General features: G+C 63.9%; 24 protein-coding genes. 11 read left to right on the top strand and 13 right to left on the bottom strand.

Translation table 11 applies throughout. The features are described from left to right. Nucleotides 1–93: 93 nt before the first annotated feature. The 3 genes from JQ587_RS35495 to JQ587_RS35485 form a co-directional block, all read right to left on the bottom strand. Entirely contained in the window at nucleotides 94–555 is a 462-nt protein-coding gene (locus tag JQ587_RS35495) for a hypothetical protein (protein ID WP_212299600.1), read from the bottom strand. A 221-nt stretch (nucleotides 556–776) separates the two neighbouring features. Continuing rightward, nucleotides 777–1,286, bottom strand: coding sequence for a GDSL-type esterase/lipase family protein (locus tag JQ587_RS35490; protein ID WP_212428459.1), 510 nt, complete (start codon nucleotides 1,284–1,286; stop codon nucleotides 777–779). 316 nt (nucleotides 1,287–1,602) lie between these two features. Continuing rightward, a complete protein-coding gene (locus JQ587_RS35485) occupies nucleotides 1,603–1,785 on the bottom strand; it encodes a hypothetical protein (RefSeq protein WP_212428458.1) in 183 nt (60 codons plus the stop codon). Nucleotides 1,786–1,927: 142 nt separating this feature from the next. On the opposite strand from JQ587_RS35485, the gene JQ587_RS35480 reads away from it, so the two are divergent. Further along, nucleotides 1,928–2,722 (top strand): transglycosylase SLT domain-containing protein, encoded by a 795-nt coding sequence (locus JQ587_RS35480; RefSeq protein WP_212428457.1) that lies wholly within the window; start codon nucleotides 1,928–1,930, stop codon nucleotides 2,720–2,722. An 83-nt stretch (nucleotides 2,723–2,805) separates the two neighbouring features. Here JQ587_RS35480 and JQ587_RS35475 read toward each other — a convergent pair whose 3' ends face one another. Beyond that, entirely contained in the window at nucleotides 2,806–3,825 is a 1,020-nt protein-coding gene (locus JQ587_RS35475; protein WP_212428456.1) for an acyl-CoA desaturase, read from the bottom strand. Between the two features lie 163 nt (nucleotides 3,826–3,988). Further along, nucleotides 3,989–4,270: a hypothetical protein gene (locus tag JQ587_RS35470; protein ID WP_212428455.1), complete on the bottom strand. Its 282-nt coding sequence runs from the start codon at nucleotides 4,268–4,270 to the stop codon at nucleotides 3,989–3,991. A gap of 627 nt (nucleotides 4,271–4,897) precedes the next feature. Between JQ587_RS35470 and JQ587_RS35465 the strand changes: the two genes are divergently transcribed. Then, nucleotides 4,898–5,752, top strand: a complete 855-nt coding sequence (locus tag JQ587_RS35465; protein WP_212299594.1) for an outer membrane protein — start codon at nucleotides 4,898–4,900, stop codon at nucleotides 5,750–5,752. 253 nt (nucleotides 5,753–6,005) lie between these two features. Here JQ587_RS35465 and JQ587_RS35460 read toward each other — a convergent pair whose 3' ends face one another. Continuing rightward, on the bottom strand, nucleotides 6,006–6,830 hold the full coding sequence (locus JQ587_RS35460; protein WP_212428454.1) for an FkbM family methyltransferase: 825 nt from the start codon (nucleotides 6,828–6,830) through the stop codon (nucleotides 6,006–6,008). 194 nt (nucleotides 6,831–7,024) lie between these two features. Here JQ587_RS35460 and JQ587_RS35455 point away from each other — a divergent pair, with 194 nt between their 5' ends. Beyond that, complete coding sequence (locus JQ587_RS35455) at nucleotides 7,025–7,861, top strand: PhzF family phenazine biosynthesis protein (protein WP_212428453.1); 837 nt, start codon at nucleotides 7,025–7,027, stop codon at nucleotides 7,859–7,861. Between the two features lie 39 nt (nucleotides 7,862–7,900). On the opposite strand, the gene JQ587_RS35450 is transcribed toward JQ587_RS35455, so the two are convergent. Continuing rightward, nucleotides 7,901–8,260 (bottom strand): c-type cytochrome, encoded by a 360-nt coding sequence (locus tag JQ587_RS35450; RefSeq protein WP_212428452.1) that lies wholly within the window; start codon nucleotides 8,258–8,260, stop codon nucleotides 7,901–7,903. 135 nt (nucleotides 8,261–8,395) lie between these two features. Between JQ587_RS35450 and JQ587_RS35445 the strand changes: the two genes are divergently transcribed. Both JQ587_RS35445 and JQ587_RS35440 read left to right on the top strand, forming a co-directional pair. Continuing rightward, a complete protein-coding gene (locus JQ587_RS35445; protein WP_018644642.1) occupies nucleotides 8,396–8,569 on the top strand; it encodes a hypothetical protein in 174 nt (57 codons plus the stop codon). A gap of 39 nt (nucleotides 8,570–8,608) precedes the next feature. Further along, nucleotides 8,609–8,959 (top strand): zinc ribbon domain-containing protein YjdM, encoded by a 351-nt coding sequence (locus JQ587_RS35440; RefSeq protein WP_212428451.1) that lies wholly within the window; start codon nucleotides 8,609–8,611, stop codon nucleotides 8,957–8,959. Nucleotides 8,960–9,162: 203 nt separating this feature from the next. Here the strand turns inward: JQ587_RS35440 and JQ587_RS35435 are convergent, their stop codons facing one another. Further along, complete coding sequence (locus tag JQ587_RS35435) at nucleotides 9,163–9,624, bottom strand: nuclear transport factor 2 family protein (RefSeq protein WP_212428450.1); 462 nt, start codon at nucleotides 9,622–9,624, stop codon at nucleotides 9,163–9,165. Nucleotides 9,625–9,736: 112 nt separating this feature from the next. Between JQ587_RS35435 and JQ587_RS35430 the strand changes: the two genes are divergently transcribed. Next, nucleotides 9,737–10,342: a bifunctional transcriptional activator/DNA repair enzyme AdaA gene (locus tag JQ587_RS35430; RefSeq protein WP_249148748.1), complete on the top strand. Its 606-nt coding sequence runs from the start codon at nucleotides 9,737–9,739 to the stop codon at nucleotides 10,340–10,342. On the opposite strand, the gene JQ587_RS35425 is transcribed toward JQ587_RS35430, so the two are convergent. Then, entirely contained in the window at nucleotides 10,323–10,469 is a 147-nt protein-coding gene (locus JQ587_RS35425; RefSeq protein WP_212299588.1) for a hypothetical protein, read from the bottom strand. The two genes, JQ587_RS35430 and JQ587_RS35425, sit on opposite strands and share 20 nt — an antisense overlap. Between JQ587_RS35425 and JQ587_RS35420 the strand changes: the two genes are divergently transcribed. Beyond that, nucleotides 10,468–10,707, top strand: coding sequence for a hypothetical protein (locus JQ587_RS35420; protein WP_212428449.1), 240 nt, complete (start codon nucleotides 10,468–10,470; stop codon nucleotides 10,705–10,707). The genes JQ587_RS35425 and JQ587_RS35420 overlap by 2 nt on opposite strands. 41 nt (nucleotides 10,708–10,748) lie before the next feature. Here the strand turns inward: JQ587_RS35420 and JQ587_RS35415 are convergent, their stop codons facing one another. Next, nucleotides 10,749–10,997, bottom strand: a complete 249-nt coding sequence (locus tag JQ587_RS35415) for a hypothetical protein (protein ID WP_212299587.1) — start codon at nucleotides 10,995–10,997, stop codon at nucleotides 10,749–10,751. A gap of 341 nt (nucleotides 10,998–11,338) precedes the next feature. Between JQ587_RS35415 and JQ587_RS35410 the strand changes: the two genes are divergently transcribed. Beyond that, nucleotides 11,339–12,682 (top strand): hypothetical protein, encoded by a 1,344-nt coding sequence (locus JQ587_RS35410; RefSeq protein WP_212428448.1) that lies wholly within the window; start codon nucleotides 11,339–11,341, stop codon nucleotides 12,680–12,682. 8 nt (nucleotides 12,683–12,690) lie between these two features. On the opposite strand, the gene pdxY is transcribed toward JQ587_RS35410, so the two are convergent. From pdxY to JQ587_RS35395, 3 genes are all read right to left on the bottom strand, one after another. Beyond that, the gene (gene pdxY / locus JQ587_RS35405) at nucleotides 12,691–13,503 is read right to left on the bottom strand and encodes a pyridoxal kinase (protein ID WP_212428447.1); all 813 of its coding nucleotides are present in this window, start codon (nucleotides 13,501–13,503) and stop codon (nucleotides 12,691–12,693) included. A gap of 48 nt (nucleotides 13,504–13,551) precedes the next feature. Then, nucleotides 13,552–14,193: an FMN-binding negative transcriptional regulator gene (locus JQ587_RS35400; RefSeq protein WP_212428446.1), complete on the bottom strand. Its 642-nt coding sequence runs from the start codon at nucleotides 14,191–14,193 to the stop codon at nucleotides 13,552–13,554. A 96-nt stretch (nucleotides 14,194–14,289) separates the two neighbouring features. Further along, a complete protein-coding gene (locus JQ587_RS35395; protein WP_212428445.1) occupies nucleotides 14,290–14,934 on the bottom strand; it encodes a TetR/AcrR family transcriptional regulator in 645 nt (214 codons plus the stop codon). Between the two features lie 99 nt (nucleotides 14,935–15,033). Between JQ587_RS35395 and JQ587_RS35390 the strand changes: the two genes are divergently transcribed. The 3 genes from JQ587_RS35390 (at nucleotide 15,034) to JQ587_RS35380 (ending at nucleotide 16,789) form a co-directional block, all read left to right on the top strand. Continuing rightward, on the top strand, nucleotides 15,034–15,699 hold the full coding sequence (locus JQ587_RS35390) for an O-methyltransferase (protein WP_212428444.1): 666 nt from the start codon (nucleotides 15,034–15,036) through the stop codon (nucleotides 15,697–15,699). 176 nt (nucleotides 15,700–15,875) lie between these two features. Next, nucleotides 15,876–16,220, top strand: coding sequence for a DMT family transporter (locus JQ587_RS35385; protein ID WP_212428443.1), 345 nt, complete (start codon nucleotides 15,876–15,878; stop codon nucleotides 16,218–16,220). Then, the gene (locus tag JQ587_RS35380) at nucleotides 16,220–16,789 is read left to right on the top strand and encodes a TetR/AcrR family transcriptional regulator (protein ID WP_212428442.1); all 570 of its coding nucleotides are present in this window, start codon (nucleotides 16,220–16,222) and stop codon (nucleotides 16,787–16,789) included. The genes JQ587_RS35385 and JQ587_RS35380 overlap by 1 nt, the downstream gene beginning before the upstream one ends. Nucleotides 16,790–16,793 lie beyond the last annotated feature (4 nt).

The raw sequence follows: 16,793 nt of genomic DNA, 5'->3' as shown, positions 1-16,793 counted from the left end.
GATGCGAGCACGGCGTCATCATGGCAGGCGCCGACGATCCGAAAGGCAAAACACAGCCGCCAGTTAATGGTTGCTACTCGCTGACCCTTCCGCTCACGGGATCGGATCGATCAGCGCACCTTCCAGCGTGCATTGCATGAGAATGTCGCCGGCCTGGGTGTCGGTGACGTCCACGAACGGGAAGCGCGATGGGCCGACCAGGTAATCCGTGTTCAGATTGATGTTCGTCGTATAGGTGCCATTCGAAGCCACGGTGGGTCCCAGCTGCATGGGCATCACCCGCGTCATCGCGTTGGCGGCGCTGGCCGTGGTGGAAATCCGCAAGGTCGCCATGCGGGTCGGAGCATACGAGATGATGTTGCAGGAGACGTGGTGGACCAGTGTGAGCTTGTCCGAAGGCAATTGCGAGAACACGGCGGCGCAGCCGGGCCCGGAGGGGCAGTCGATGACGATGGTCTCGTCATAGTAGGTCCCATATCTCGTCGACTGCGCATGGGCCGGGTTGGACATCATCAAAACGACGGCGGCGGCAAAAAGAACCAAGCGGGCAAACATTCAGACCTCCTTGAGCCTCAAACCTCCCTTTGTCTGTTGCGGTTCCAATTCGGTTCAATCCGGGACATTCATCCCTGCGATCGATGATGATCGCGCAAAACCATCGCCCGGCGCCCTCGCCTCAGGCCACCAAACGACGGTGACAGCCTGTAGGATGGGTTTCGCGTCGCTCAACCCATCCTGCTCGCTGCTGCCTGATCGGCCGCATCCGAAAAGCCCGCCTACCTCACCATGCCGACCACCGCCGCCGCCATCTTCTTGTTGCCCTCGACGCTCAGATGACGCCCGTCGGGACCGACGCTGCCCGGTTGCCGCCAAACCGACATATAGGTCCCCCAGACGTCGACCACCCGGATGCCACGTGCCTTCAACTGGCTCTTGATGGCCGCGATGTTCTCCATCGCCTTGATCGGCGACATGTTGTGCCTGACGTCATTGGCCGGGTTGTCGCAGAGGATGACGAGCTTGGTCCCGGCCGGAACGGCGCTCGGCGTACGCGCAAGCGTCGCCTCGGTGGTCTCACCCCACACGCCGGCATTGGCGATATGAACCTGAGTCCCCCTGGCGCGCAGCAATCCCTCCAGCACGGCCGGCCACATCTCGGATTCGGCGACGTTGCCGTGGACCGCGCTATGGCCGAGCGCCACGATCTGCGCGGACGCAGGATTGACCGCGGCAATGACGATGGCGGCAACGGCAAGGGCGAAAATTCGAAAGCTCGAACGTGTCATGACCGGCTCCAATCATTGCTCAAATCGCTTCGTTCGGGGCCGAATGAATACCCCGCCGAGATCCGCCAATGTTCGCGATCCCCCGGCGTTTGGCAATCTCCATCGCGGAGATCGCGCGCGAAATTCACTACCCTGCCCGCGGAGGCTGCCAGGATGGGTTAGGCCAATGCGAAACCCATCCTTCCATGACGATCGCTGATGGGCTTCGCTTCCGCCTTCGCTCTTCAGCCAGGGCGGACAAGTCGCTCTAACCCATCCTGCTCGCGCTCACTCCTGTTGTCGGCGAGATCGCTTCAGCGCCGACAAGATTTCCGGTCTAGCAGATGAGAATCCGGCCCTCACCAAAGCGCAAACCCGCCCATGGTGAATAGATCTGCTTGACCCAATTGAGGTAGTTGATCTGAACGTCGCTCCCCTTCTCCCCGCCGCTGACCTCATCCAGTTCGACAGGCGCCAGTTCAACCGTCGTCTGCGCGTTTTCGTCTTTCCGCATATTCATCTCGTGCTCCATTGGCTAGAAACGGGATCGATGTTCGATCCCTTCGTTCAGCGTGCAGCCAAGGCGATTCAGTGTCCGTGATTTGAATCACCGGCGCAGAGGATCTCGAACGGACTTGAATGACGGTGACAGCGCAAGCGCAATGCCAGGACGACGCAGCCGCCTCCCTCGCCTTCGCAGCCTCCAGCGTACCGCGCGGTGGACGCGAAAGACCTTCGCGCGCACACCGCGCATGGTTCGGATCGCGAGCGTCGCGACAATCCTGCTTGCAGCCGTCGCGCTTCTGAACATCGCCTATCACGTCATCCGCAAGCCGACCGAGCTGTTCGTCTTCGTCGGCAACAGCCTCGACAAGGAGCCGTCCGAGAACTGGCGCCAATACGGCGCTCTCTTCCGCGCCTATTCCACCGGAACGATCACGCCCGAATTGCTGGCAGCGCTTGCGCAGGTCGAGAGTTCCGGCAATCCGGTGGCGCGCACCTATTGGCGCTGGCGGTGGAGTTTCAATCCCTTCGCGATCTACCGTCCCGCCTCCAGCGCCGTCGGGCTTTTCCAGATGACCGATCCGGCCCTCAGCGAGGCCACGCGGTTCTGTATCCGCGGCAACGCGGTGACGGAGACCGGCTGCGGCTTCACGGGTCTCTACAGCCGCGCGATCCCGAGCCACGCCATCGAGCTGGCATCGGTGTATCTGGACCGCAACGTGGCGCTGGTTCTCAACCTCGCCGGCGATGTGAAGGCCACCGCGCAGCAGAAGCAGGATCTGGCTGCCTTCATCCATCTCTGCGGCGCAGGTCCCGCAACGGCCTATGCACGCCGCAAGTTTCAGATGATAGCCGCCGAACGCTGCGGCGATCATCTCGTCGCAAGCTATGTCGCCAGGGTCAACGCGATGAAGCGGCAGTTTTTGCGGCTTGCGGCGGACGACAAAGGTTAGCGCGTCGCCCGGATCGCGCTGAGCCTGTCATCGGACGGCGCCAGGCGCCGACCCGGTGGCTCCATCAGGGCTAAGGGCCCCCGTCAGACCGTCGCTTCCGGATCCGGCACTGGACGTTTTCCGCCGTCCGTCCCCCGCGCGCGAGCGGTCTGGCTTCCAGCCATGAAGATGTCGGTCACCAGCCCGAGCTTCCCGAGGCCCAAAATGATCAGCCCGTTGATGTCGATCTCGTACCAGGCATGCGAGAGATAGGCGTCGCGCGGAAAGCGGTGGTGGTTGTTGTGCAGGCCTTCGCCGAAGGTGATGATGGTGGTGACCAGCTCGTTGGTGGTGCCGTCATCGAGATCGAAGCGGCGGTAGCCCCAGCGGCCGTCGCTGTGGCAGACCGAGTTGACCAGCGAGGTCGCCATGGTCATGAGGTAGCTGCGGAACAGGCCGGAGAACAGCACGCAGCCGATCATCGTGCGCACGCCGCCGAAGCCGTAACCGATGACGGCGGGAATGATCAGCGCCGACAGCGCGTACCAGTACCAGCGCGTCCGCGTGAAGAACATCGCGATCGGGTCGGCCAGGATATCCCGGGCGTAGTATTCGGCATCGGTGGTGGCGAGATCCCACACCCAGCCGCCTTGCGCATGCCCCATCCCCTTGGCGAAGCTTTCAATGCTGTTACCGAAGCCGTCATAATAAGGGCTGTGAACGTCGCCGGGCTTGTCGGAATGAAGATGGTGCCGACGATGGTTGCTCACCCATTTCAGGATCGAGCCCTGCACCGCCATCGTCGCGATCACAGCGAGGATCGTCCGCATCACCGGGCCGCAGCGGTAGCTGCGGTGCACGAAGTAGCGATGCATGAAGCCGATGCCCATCGTGGTCAGCATGAACATGCCGGCGAACACGGAAATCTCCACCCGGCCGATGCCATACGTGAAGACCCAGATCAGCGCGCCGATCGAGCCGCCGATCATCAGGGCGAACGAGATGTAGGAATCGCGAAATTTTGCATCGACCACGGGGCCGTCGACCAGCACGCCGGGCGGCATCTTTGGCGGCATTTTCCGGTCGGCACCCTGCTCCGGAACCACGCCCTCAACTACGGTCATGTCGGCCAATCCATGGATGGAAAACCAGCGCTTCTGCAACGTAGAGGGTACAGAGGCCGGTCATCTTGAGCAACCCGTGGAAGCGCGGTGTGGCCATGCCTGTCATCGGGTGGCGTCAAGCGCCGACCCGTTGGCTCGATCCCGGCTACAGGCTGGGCGGCCTTCACCACCAATACGGCCAGCGCCACCCTTCATAACGAACATAGGACGGCACCAGCGGCGGGCCGTAAGCGTCGACGCGGTCGTCTTCAGGGCGATAACGGTAACGGGGCACGACATTGTAATCCCACGGCGTCGGCCTGAGCACGGGCGCCGTGACGATGAGCCTCTCTTGTGACGCACGAACGACGACAGCCTTTCGCGTCCGGGCTTCGGCACCTGATGTTCCAAGGCTACACAACATAAGAGCCGTTCCGAGCGCACAGGCGACAGTCTTGATTTTCATACGTTGGGTCTCCTTTTCTCGAAGAGTGCTCAAGGATGCACGGCAACGCAAGCCAATTCACCTTCTGAACTTTTTGGCGGTCGGCCGTTCTCTTTGGATGGCGACAATCTGATTTGACCTGCGGGCAGTGCGGCATCCGCCGAGAGCGCACAGGACCAGCCCGCGAGGATTGCCGCGGGCACGACCGATGCGACAGACGAGGCCCGCCCGGTCCGCGTCATTCTCCCGCTCCCTGGGAGCCCGCCCCGGCGCCATCCGGCACCCGGACAGTGGTGCAGAAGTAAGGTTTGGCGGCGTGTGAAGACGAACACTTGGTCCGCCCACATCGCGCAGCGATCGATCGCACTGAAATCGCCCAAGCGAAAGCATCAGCGCATCATCTGCGAATGAAGTGGCCGGCTATGCAGCGGGACGATCCCACCAGCTTCGGAGAGCGAAGCTCGCTCCGGCATTAGCGCCGCAGGTTCGAGCGCGGATGACGCCAGCGCTGCATCCAGACTTGTCCCCACACGACACGTCGTCGCTCGGAGCCCAATTCCAGTGAGGGTGTGCTCTTCACGCAACATACTCCGGCAACAACCTGTAGTACATTTGAACGATGGTTCGTCGATTTGATTGAGGAATATCATGAAGAACACCCTGTGCCTCGCTACAGCGATTGCAGTTCTCGGCCTCTCCAGCGCCCAGGCGGCAGATCTTGCGGCCCGCCCCTATGTCAAGGCGCCTCCCATGGTGGCAGCCGTGTACGATTGGACCGGGTTCTATGTCGGCGGCAATGTCGGCTATGGCTGGGGCGAGAACACCGATCCCCGCCTCAGTTTCGTCAATCCCGGCAATGCTGGAAACATCGGGTCGTTTTTGTCGACCGGCCTTCCCGGCTTGGCCAGCGGTAATCTGTTCCCCAACCTTAATCCGAACGGCGTTTTCGGCGGACTTCAGCTCGGCTACGACAAGCAGTTTGGTACCTGGGTGCTCGGCGGCGTTGCAGATATTCAAGCCGCGGATTTTCACGCGAGCCGACTGGTGACGACACCGTTTGCGACCACCGGCGCCAATGTCGATGAAAGCCTCTCCGCAAAGATCAACTGGTTCGGTACGCTGCGCGGCAAACTCGGCTACGCAGTGAACGACTGGCTGTTCTACGGCACCGGCGGCCTTGCCTATGGCCGCACCGAGAGCAGCATCGGCTTTGCGTGTACGCCGGGAGGTGCCGGTTGCGGCGGCGTGAGCTTCGCGGGGACCGCGGCCGAAACGCGGGTTGGCTGGAGCGCGGGCGCCGGCTTGTCGAAGGCCTTCGGGAACTGGAACGTTGGCCTCGAATATCTCCACGTCGACCTTGGGCGCTCATCGGTCACAGCCGTCGATCAGCTCGGGACCTTTCCCACCACGACGATCACGCAGGGCCAGCGTTTCGTCGTCGATACGGCCCGCCTGACCGTCAACTACAAGTTCGGCGGCGCGCCGCTCGTCGCAAAATATTGAGCCGCATTTTGCTGGTTATAGCGAGGGGTCCTGGTGAGCCCTCGCGAAACCCATCATTTCGCGACGGCAGGTTTCGCCGACGCGTTTCGACGTGTGTGTACGCTGTATCGATCCCCACGCCGTAGCGTCGGCATGGGCGATCGCGCCGTTCCACGATCTCTCTCGATCGCAACAAATGCGTGGGCCGCTTTCCGCCTTCGCTCTTCGAGCTACGGCGGACAAGTCGCTTCGCCCACCTTACGAGACCTTCGCCTTAAGCCGCGTGCGGCTGCCGGCCGGCGCCTTGCGGCGGGTTGATCTCCTTCAGGCACGCATCGCTCTGATGGATGGCGAGGATGTTGATGCCGAGCGCCATCAGCTGGTAGCCGTTGTCCACCAGCCATTGCTCGAGCTGCCGGAGATCCGTCTTGATCTTCTCGATCAGCAGGATCGGGCGATACGCCTTGATCGTCGCCTGCGCACCGGCCAGGGCCTCCATCTCCATGCCCTCGATGTCGATCTTGATGAAATCGACCCGCGGCAGATTGAGCTCATCCAGCGTCATCTTGCGCACGATGACGGTGTTCTCGGTGTAGTCGATCGGCTGGCCGATGAATTCGTTGCTCGGGCGCGGGCGCAGCTCCAGGCTGCCGAAGCTCGACGGCGTGAAATAATTCGGATTGGGCACCGCCATCGTGCCGGACTCCGAGGACACGGCCGCATGCACCGCGAGCGCATTGAAGCAGTTGTTGATGGCGATGTTGCCGGCCAGCGCATAATAGATCCGCTCCTGCGCCTCGATCGCGATCACCGAGCCCCAGCCCGTCATCGCGGAGGCCCATTCGATCGTGTGCACGCCGATATTGGCGCCGCAATCGAGGGCGATGACACCATCGCCGTGGTGCTTGCGGCGCAAGGCCAGCAATTCGAGCGCGATCTTGACCTCGCCGGGATCGAACGCGGCGGCCTCCAGGATCTGATAGCCGACGCCATAACCGCGGTCGGGGCTGACCATGCGATAGTCGAACCGGTTGACGATCATCGTGCCATGGCTGGACGACGTCATGACAAAGGCCAGCTTTTGCCCCGCGATCGGCATTGCAGAATCTCCTCGCACCTTGAGTGGATGCCGTTATCGCAACGGGCGCTTATGCGAGGCTTGCCCCCGCCCTGCAGGATGGGTAGAGCGACAGCGAAACCCATCATCCCACGACGACCTCTTGATGGGTTTCGCTGTCGCTCTACCCATCCTGCGCAGCCGTCGTAACGCCGGCCGCCACCAAGGATCATCCCATGACCACCCTCCTCCGTATCGCGGCCTTCTCCGACGGCAACAGCGGCGGCAATCCCGCCGGCGTCTGGATCGGCGAGGCCCTGCCCGAGGCCGCGGCGATGCAGGCGATCGCGGCCGAGGTCGGCTTTTCCGAGACCGCCTTTGCCGCGCCCGAGGGCGAGGCCTGGCGCGTCCGTTATTTCTCGCCTGCGATGGAGGTGCCGTTCTGCGGCCACGCCACGATTGCGCTCGGCGCCGCGCTCGCGCACCGCTTCGGCGATCGGAGTTTTGAGCTGCACCTGAACGCTTCAGCCATTTCCGTGTCGGGACAGCGTAACGGCAGCACCATCGCAGCCGCGCTGCAGTCGCCGCCGACGCGCAGCGCGTCGCTCGATGCGTCGCTGCGGGAAGCGTTGCTGGATCTGTTCGGCTATGCAGGCTCCGATCTCGACCCAAAGCTGCCGCCGGCCAGCATTCACGGCGGGGCCGACCACGTTCTCCTCGCCCTGCAATCGCGCGATGCGCTCGCGCGCATGGCCTATGATTTCGACCGCGGACGCGCCCTGATGGAGCAAGCAGGCCTGGTCACGATCGCGCTGGTGACGGCACAGACGCCGCGCCTGTTCCATGTGCGCAACGCCTTTGCCGCCGGCGGCGTGGTCGAGGACCCCGCCACGGGCGCGGCCGCCGCCGCGTTCGCCGGCTACTTGCGCGACATCGGCTGGCCGCATGGCGGCGCCGTCGACATCGTCCAGGGCGAAGACATGGGCGCGCGCTCGCTGATCCGCGCCGAGATCGGCGCGGCCAAAGGCAGCTCGATCCGGGTCTCGGGCACGGCGCGTTTCATGGAAAGTTGATGCAAAACCCCCTGACGACGGGGGCCGACTGGGGCGCCGTCAATTGCCTCTCAGGCTCAGGATGTAGTCCGAGAGCGCATCGGCCTGATCGGGCGCGATCACGAGGTTCGGCATGTTCTGGTGGCTGGTTCTCCAGAATACCTTGAGAGAGAGCGTGGTGGTGCCGTTGCGGTCGGCGACGGCCTGGAAGCTCGGGGCCAGGTCGAAGAACCCGGCCATGTGCGGCTCGATGGCGTGGCACTGTTGACACCAAGCCTGCGCGAGGCGATGTCCTTCCGAGACCTTGCGTGGCGACAGCCCGGATGCACCGGCAGCGGTATGGACCACGCTGAAGAGAAACAGCACCGACAACGCGATCAGGACGGCGAGCCCGATGTAAACTCGAACGCTGCGCGACATCGCTCTGACCTCGCCTTTGCTGCGGTGACTTGATAAGCGTAGGTCCGCGCGCGCGGCGGACAATTGATCTGCGTCAAGTGGCCGGCGCGATGCGCATAGGAAGAGGTGCAGCACCATCTTCCGGGAAGGATGACCATGAACGGCAATCGCTATTACGGCGTCCGCGTCGAGGGCGCGAAATACGGCGTCGGCTTCGGCTCGGCGCTCGCCATCGCGATCTCCTATACCAACAACCACTCGATCCTGTGGGCGATCATCCACGGGATCCTGGGCTGGCTCTACGTGATCTTCGTCGCGTTGTTTCGCTGACGGCCCGCCAATGTCCACCCTCCAGCTTCGAGACCCATCATGACCGACGCCACCAAATGCCCGAACTGCCAATCGGAGCACGCCTATCAGGATCGCGACCTCTGGGTCTGCCCGGAATGCGCCCATGAATGGAGCGCTGCGGGTGATGCGGCCGCGCCAGCTCCGCAGGAGGCCGGCGTGCGCGATGCCCATGGCAATCCGCTCGCTGACGGCGACAGCGTCATCGTGATGAAGGACCTCAGGGTCAAGGGCTCGTCCTCGGTCGTCAAGGGCGGCACCAAGGTCCGCAACATCCGTCTCCAGGACGCAACCGACGGCCACAACATCGCCTGCAAGATCGACGGCATCGGCGCCATGAATCTGAAGTCGGAGTTCGTGAAGAAGGCGTGAGCCTGCGCGGACGCGGATCGCCGGACGAGGTGCGCGCCGATTCTCCGCGCAACCGTCCATCATGGCATCATGCGCCTGTTTTGCCCGACGGGTCAACCCATATTCGGTATCGCCGAAATCCAGACATCGGCGCTTCTACTGTGCATGGGGTTGTTTTCGCGATTTTGTGGATCTGCCGGGCGCAGGCCTCTGCTGTGAGGCCTTCACGAGCGCCGGACCTCGGCACGCTCGAGCTCTGCCGCTGCGCGAGGTGCCTCCTCGCCGAACACCAAGCGCCATCCCTTGCGCGTGTCCATGTATTCCCTCACCTCGCGGATGCGGTCGCCGGCCAGCGTGAACACGAAGCAATAGTCGTTCTCGTAAGCCTTGCCGCCGGCGAGCGTCGCGCGCATCCGCTCTTCCACGATCACGACATCGCCGTCGGCGTAGACGCCGCGAAAGGCGACATCGATTCCAGAGAACATCCGGTGCATCTCCTGCGCGATGAAGCGCGCGATCTGCTTGGCGCCGATCATGTGGTCGGTGTGGTCGAGTGCGACCGCCGTGGCGTTGCCTTTCGGCGCGATCCACTCGGCGTCCTCCGTGAACAGCGCCGCAATGCGATCAGCATCGCGTGACGAAAAGGTTTTCCAGGCGTTGAGTACGACGTCCTTCGGGCTGGTCACGATGCGCTCCCTCGTTTGTGTCGGCGTGAGGGTGGCGTTCTAGGCCGGGACGTGTGTTGCGGCTCGCCACAATCGGACTCGGTCATCCCGCGGCTCTTCCACCCGCACCGACATGCGCTATCATCCGCCGATGCTGAGCTTCGAGACCTGCAACGCCGCGCGGCTGCGCCGCGATCCCCGCTATGACGGCCGCTTCTTCACCGCGGTGAAGACGACGGGGATCTATTGCCGGCCGGTCTGCCCGGCCAAGCATCCGCTGACGCGCAACGTCGCCTATTATCCGACGGCGGCCGCAGCCGAGGCTGCCGGGTTCCGGCCTTGCTTGCGTTGCCGGCCCGAGACCGCGCCGTTCTGCCCGGCCTGGAACGGGACGCGCTCGACGGTCGCGCGCGCGGTGAAGCTCATCAATGCGGGCGCGCTCGACGAGGATAGCGTGGTGACGCTCGCAGCGCGGCTCGGCATCTCATCACGTCATCTCGCACGGCTGTTCGAGCGCCATGTCGGCGCAACACCACAGCAGCTTGCCAGAACGCTTCGCGTCCAGCGCGCCAAGCGCCTGCTCGATGCCGGCGATCACAGCATGACGGACATTGCATTCCAGTCCGGCTTCGGCAGCCTGCGCCGCTTCAACGCCGCCTTCGCCGAGCTCTATGGCCGTTCGCCGTCGAGCCTGCGCGCGGTGCGCAGGGCGCAATCGCTCAGAAGAAGCCGGGGCTGAGATCGAGCCCATAGGTCAGGCTCAGCACGAACACGAACAGCGCGGCGGCTGCGAACGATGCGAGATGCCGCACGATGAATTCACGCGGCGAAGTGGTGACAACAACGGCTTTTTGCGCAACGGGCATGACGGTCTCCATTATGAAAACGATTCTTGGCCGCCAATATGCGGCGCCCGCATCAAGCGCCGCGATCTGCGAAACAACTATTAAGGAGATCACACTCGTCTTGAACCGCGGTACACAAGTCGCGCGTTACGAGAACTTTTTCTGCGAGAAGATTCTCAGCCCGCGCATCAACGCCCGCGACACGGGGGACTGCGCCAAAAAAAAATGGCCGGGACGAAGCCCGGCCATGACGTCGTGAAAAGCCCTGGCACCGAGCCATCGGCTCGGCGCGACAGCGGCTTAGCGGGCAGAGCCCACGGTCGCAGTCTTCACCTTGCGGGGCGCCAGGACGCTGGCCTGGAGCGCCGTCACGCTGGTGGCGGGGGCCGTCACCTGCTGCTCGACATGGGCGGCGCCGAGCACGCGGACCTGCATCGGCGAGGCCGGAATGCCGTTGGCCTCATAGGCCGGCAGCTCGGCGGCGAAGGTGGCAGTCGTGCCCGCGATAGCGAGGACAGCGGCTGCGATCGACAGAGTCTTCTTGTTCATGGTGATGCTCCAAAGAGAAGTTCGGAGCCTATGTAAGCCTGATTTGCTGCATCGCGACATGCATCGCTGCAACGCAATATCGCGCCCCATGCATGGCAATATGTTTAATGCGCCCAAGGCCTTGGACGAATCGTTCGCCCCATAGCTTGTTCAGCCAGTCATCATGTTATCCCGCTGCTGGAAGCGGAGGGAACCAAAGTTGCATTTGGGCAACACTGGCTTGAAAAGCCTGTCCGCGGGGATTTGCGCCATTGCACCGCCACACCGTCCTCCGAACAATTGACGCGCCGCGTGCTTGGCTGTGCAATCTGGTTCGCTCACGAACCTTGGAGGCAGGGATCATGAATGATCGGCGGTCTCTTCTGGTGGCGGTCTCGTGCCCCTCGGCCGTGATGGCCGGTTGGTTGGCGCTCTCCCTCTCTGCTTATGCCCCGGCCTTGATCGAGAACAGCGGCGCCAATGCAGCCACCGTCTCCCGCGCGAAAGATCTCACCCGCCTCGAGCTTGCCGACATCCCGCGTGCAGCGACAATTGACGATGGCATCGCACTGACTGCCGACATCGCCGCCGCCGCGGCTGTGACTCCGAGCGTCGCGCTGGTCGAAGCGCCAGCGGCCGAGACGCCCGCCCCCGCCGTTCAGCTCGCCTCGGCCGATCCGACCGACATCGTGCCGGCGGCGTCGCCGGCACCTCAGGTCGCGCCTGAGCCCGAGCCTGTCGCTAGCGAGGCCAAGGCTGAGACTAAAGCTGAGGCTCCAACCGAGGCCGAGCCCGCGCCGGAGCCCACCGTCAAGCTCGCGTCCGCCGATCCCGGCGACGTCATGCCTTCGGAGGCGTTGTCACCCGCCGCGATAGCGAGCGGGCCCGTCGCCGAAAGCAAGGCATCGCCGCCCGCCGACACCGTAGCCGTGCTCGACGAATGCTTCGTCATGGATGCCTGCATCGACCGTTATCTCTGGACGCTCTATCAGCGCACACCGAAGGAAGACTCGATCAAAGTCGAGGACCGCCGCGCCGTCGCCGTCAAGCGTAGAGGCAAAACTGTCACGGTGATGCGCAGCTTCACGAAGCTCGTCGACGAAGATTTTGCCTGGAAAGATCCGAAGGCAGCTGCGCACGCCAACATGGCGTTGATGGATTATGTCATTGGCGGCATGGACAAGAGCTTCAAGCAGAAGTTGTTTCGCATGCTGCTCGCGGCGGAAGCCGCTGGTCTCTCGCCCGGAATCACCAGCGCATTCCGTGACGATTATCGCCAGGAGATCGCGAGCGGCCTGAAGGCAGCCTCCAACCGCTCCTATCACGGCGGCAGTCTTCGCGGCGGCTACGGTCACGGCATGGCCGCCGACATCGTCAGCACTCAGGGCAACAACCGCGCGCAGCGCTGGGCCTCGACCGAAGTGCTGTGGAAATGGGTCGATGCCAACGGCAAGGCCCTCGGCATCGGCCGGCCCTATCTCGGCCGCGATCCACCGCATGTCGGTCCGATCGACGGCCAGGAATATATCTCGAAGCGTGGCGGCGCGACCGACCGCAAGGAGGCCGCCAACGCCAAACCAAAGAAGGCGCGCATTGTGGCCAGCGCCAAGTCATCCAAGGCATCCAAGACGCAAGCCGCACGCGAACAAAAGAGTTCGGCAAAACCGCAGAAGTCGGCGCAATCCGCCGGAAAGCGGACGACCTAACCTTGATCTTAGGTGCCTGACACCGGCAACGGCACGAGACGCATCTCGGCCGATCCTGCCTGCTCGGTGCGAACGAGCACGGCAAAAATGGTCTCGACCGCAAGCCGCACCGCCGCCTCGATCTCGCTGCCCTTGGCGAGGTGCGCCGCGATTAGAGCAGTGAGAAGATCGCCGGTACCATAGGGGCGGATCGGCAGCCGCGGCGTTGCAAAGCGCGACAATTGCCCGTGAGCACACAGGATCGTCTCCACCTGCCCCGCCGGCGTGTCGACGAGCGTGCAGCCAGTGGCGACGACGTCGATCCGGCGTTGCGCCGCCATCGCATCCGCCGCGGCGCGCAGGCCGTCCGTGTCCGTGATCTTGACGCAGGAGAGCAGCTCGAGCTCGAACTGGTTCGGCGTGATCAGGCGAGCGGCCGGCAACAGCCGGTGCCGCACCACGTCCAGAATGCCGTCGGCGACATAGACGCGGCCGTCGTCGCCGATCACGGGATCGCAGAGATAGACGAGCTTCGAATTGCGCGACAGCGCACGCTCGACGAAATCGGCGATGACGCCCGCATTTCCGGTCGAACCGAGATAGCCGGTAACCAGCACGGCCGCTTCATCGACGAGGTCCCGCTCCTCGACACCCCGCAGCAGATCGGCGACCAGCTCAGCGTCGAGCACTCGCCCGCGCAAGGTCGGGTAGCGCGGATGGTTCGACAGCAGCGTCGTGGGCACGGCGGCGACGTTGACGCCCTCCGCCTGCATGGCGTAGGCGGCCGCGCTGTTGCCGACATGGCCGTGGACCACCTGGCTTTGAATGGAGATGACGAGCATGCAGAGGTCCGTAAAAGCAATCGCGCCGCGGTGCAAGCGCCGTCCTGATCACGAAATGTCGTAGTCAAGCCCCGGCCGCAGCGCCCGCATCGTCCGCGCCAGCCGCCGGTGCCCGCTCTCCTCCGACCGCGCCAATCGACCGGCGATCGCGACATGGTCGGCGTCGCTCTTGTGCTGATTGAGCTTGGCCTGCCCCTCGACCTGATCGACCACGAGATCGACGACGCGGATCGCGGCCAGCATGCTCTCGCGCTTGCCCGGCTCCATCTGCGCGAGAGCCCACGGCTGCTTCGGCAGCCGCGCCTCGGCGACCGCCAGCAGCGCGTCGCCATGGCCGCGGTTGTCGTCTTGCGCGCGCAGATGCGCCACACCCGACAAATGCACGGCCTCGTACAGCCAGGTCGAGACGTTGTCGGGCGACGAATACCAATCGTTGGAGATGTAGGCATCGTCGCCGGCGACGATCAGCAGAAAGCGCCTGACGCCGTCGGCAAGCTCGACCAGCGGATTATTTGCCGTGAGATGGATCTGCACGATGGTACGCCCATCGCGACGATCCAGCACGAACGGCACGTGCGAGGCGCACGGGCCGTTCGCATCCGCCGCCACGATCACACCGAAGCCACGTCGGCCCGCAAATTCCAGTGCGCGCTGCTCCTCGATGCGGAATTGGGGGCGAAGGACATGCATGGCGCGACGCTTGAGCTGGGCGGTGGGCGGTGGGCGGTGCAAGGCTATCCCATCGTTCCACGATTCCGAAACGATATTGGGCCGCAAATCCAGATGTCAGGAATGACGCCCGCGTCGTGCAAGCTCCTCGAGATAGGCACAGAACATGTCGGCGAGCCCATCGGCGTGACGGATGATCTCCGCATCGCTGTGGGGCGTCTCCGAGAAGCGTTTTCCCACCTCGGCCAACGTCGTCTTGATCAGCTCCCCGGCGAGCTCGCGCGTCGTGTCAGAGGCTTTCGGCAGCGCCTCGCGCATGAAGGCTGCGACGATGCCCTCGCCGGCCGCCCGCGCCTCCTGCGCCTCGGGCGCATCACGATAGAGCGGTGCGGCATCGCTGAGCGCGCCGCGGATCGCGGCCTCCTCGCATTCGGAGCGGATGAAGGCGTGGACGAGCGCGCGCAGCCGCGCCGGTGGCGGCTTCATCCGGTCCGCGAGAATTTCGCGCAAGAGCTCGCTTGTGCTCCGCCACTCGTCGCTCTGCAGGCGGAACAGGATCGCCGCCTTGTTCGGAAAATATTGATAGAGCGACCCGACGCTCACTCCAGCCCGCTCCGCCACGCGCGCGGTGGTGAAACGCTGTGCTCCTTCCTTCGCCAGGACCTGAACAGCAGCGTCCAGAATGGCAGCCACCAGCTCGTTGGAGCGGGCCTGTTGCGGCTGTTTTCGTGAGGAAACTGAACGACTTCGACGATCGGCCATTGGTCCGCCCAGGGGAATGCGAATAGGAAACGCGACGAATTAGTCGTATTTTAATCCGCACGCAAGCACGCGCTTTGCCGCGAACACTGGAGACACCGAATGACCAATCCAACCATCACCTCGCTTGCGCCGCTGCTGGATCGCCTGTTCGACGAGGACGAAGCAGCACGCGGCGCGACGCGAGCCGCCCTCGCCGATGTGAGCGACGCCGACCGAGCCCGGATGATGCAGAGCAAGACCGATTACCGCGATCTCTATGCACGCCTGAAGGACGCACCGCTCGCTGTCTCGCGCGAGACGGGCAGTCTGCTCTACATGCTGGCGCGCTGCTCGCGCGCGAAGGCGATCATCGAGTTCGGCACATCGTTCGGCATTTCGACGCTGCACCTGGCCGCAGGCTTACGAGACAATGGCGGCGGCCGCCTCATCACCAGCGAGTTCGAGCCCTCCAAGGCGGCACGCGCGCGAGAGAACCTCAGGGACGGCGGGCTGATTGATCTGGTCGACATCCGCGAAGGCGATGCGTTGAAGACGCTGAGCGTCGACCTGCCCAATCAGATCGATCTCGTGTTGCTGGACGGAGCCAAGGCGCTCTACCCGGAGATCCTCGATCTGGTCGAAAACCGTTTGAGGCCAGGTGCAATCATCGTTGCCGACAACGCCGACGACAGCCCCGACTATCTGGCCCGGGTCCGCAGGCCCGGCAGCGGCTACATGTCAACGCCCTTCGCCGACGACGTCGAACTCTCCGTGCGGATCAGTTAAAGCAGCATCGAGCAGCCCGCGACAATCCTGGAGCCGCCGCGCACTTCCTCGCGCGGCGGCTCTGTGTCGCAGGCTCGTCACTCAGACGTGATACCCGTTCCCGGCAAAAAGCACTTGCGCGTGCTAAACATACCTACCGTGCGGTATCTTTCGCGCGCGCCATGCTCGGGATCGCCATGACGTCCGCTTTTACCTCCTACGCCGCGCTAGCCCTCGCCATCGTTTTCGAGGTGACGGCGTCCGCTTTCCTGCAGCAGTCTGCGCAATTCACCCGGCCCTGGTCGACGCTGGCGATGGTGCTGTTCTATGTTGCCTCGTTCTACGCGCTGTCGGTCGCAATCCGGGTCATTCCCTTGAGCGTCGCCTATGCGATCTGGGGCGGCGTCGGCATCATCCTGACCGCCACCGTTTCCTTCGTGCTGTTCCGCCAGATGCTGGACGCCGCAGCCTTCGTCGGAATCGGACTGATCGTCTCAGGGGTCGTGGTCATCAACCTGTTCTCGCAGACGACGGCGCATTGATGCCCGTGAGCGCTTACACCCGCGCCAAGCAGCCCGAGCAGGTGCGGCGCGCCCTGCTCGATCGCGCGGCTGCGATCGCCATGGACCACGGCGTCTCCGGCGTTACGGTTCAAGCCGTCGCCGCGGCGGCCGGCGTCACCAAGGGCGGGCTGTTTCATCATTTCGGGAGCAAGCAGGCGCTGATCGAGGGCCTGTTCGCGGATCTGCTCGCCCGTGTTGACGCCGAGATCGACGCGGCCATCGAAGCGGATCCGAAGCCGCGCGGCAGTTTTACGCGCGCTTATGTGAATGCGGTGTTCACCGGCAAAGCCTTCGGCTTCGCCACCCCCTGGGCGGCACTGAGCATGGTGGTCGTCACCGATCCCTCGCTGCGCAAGCTCTGGAACGACTGGATGAAGACGCGACTGAAACGCCACCGCGCCACCGATGCGACGCCGGAACTCCAGATCGTGCGTCTCGCCGCCGACGGCGCCTGGCTGTCCTTCGTCACGACAGGACAAACCCGCATGAATGCCGATCTGCGCGCCATGCATGACCGGCTGATCGCGCAGACCTACCGGCGCGGGTAGCCGA

Origin of the sequence: Bradyrhizobium manausense, from assembly GCF_018130615.1 — a bacterium.
In the GTDB taxonomy this organism is placed as follows: domain Bacteria; phylum Pseudomonadota; class Alphaproteobacteria; order Rhizobiales; family Xanthobacteraceae; genus Bradyrhizobium; species Bradyrhizobium manausense_A.
This window is presented reverse-complemented; position numbering and strand designations above follow the sequence as displayed.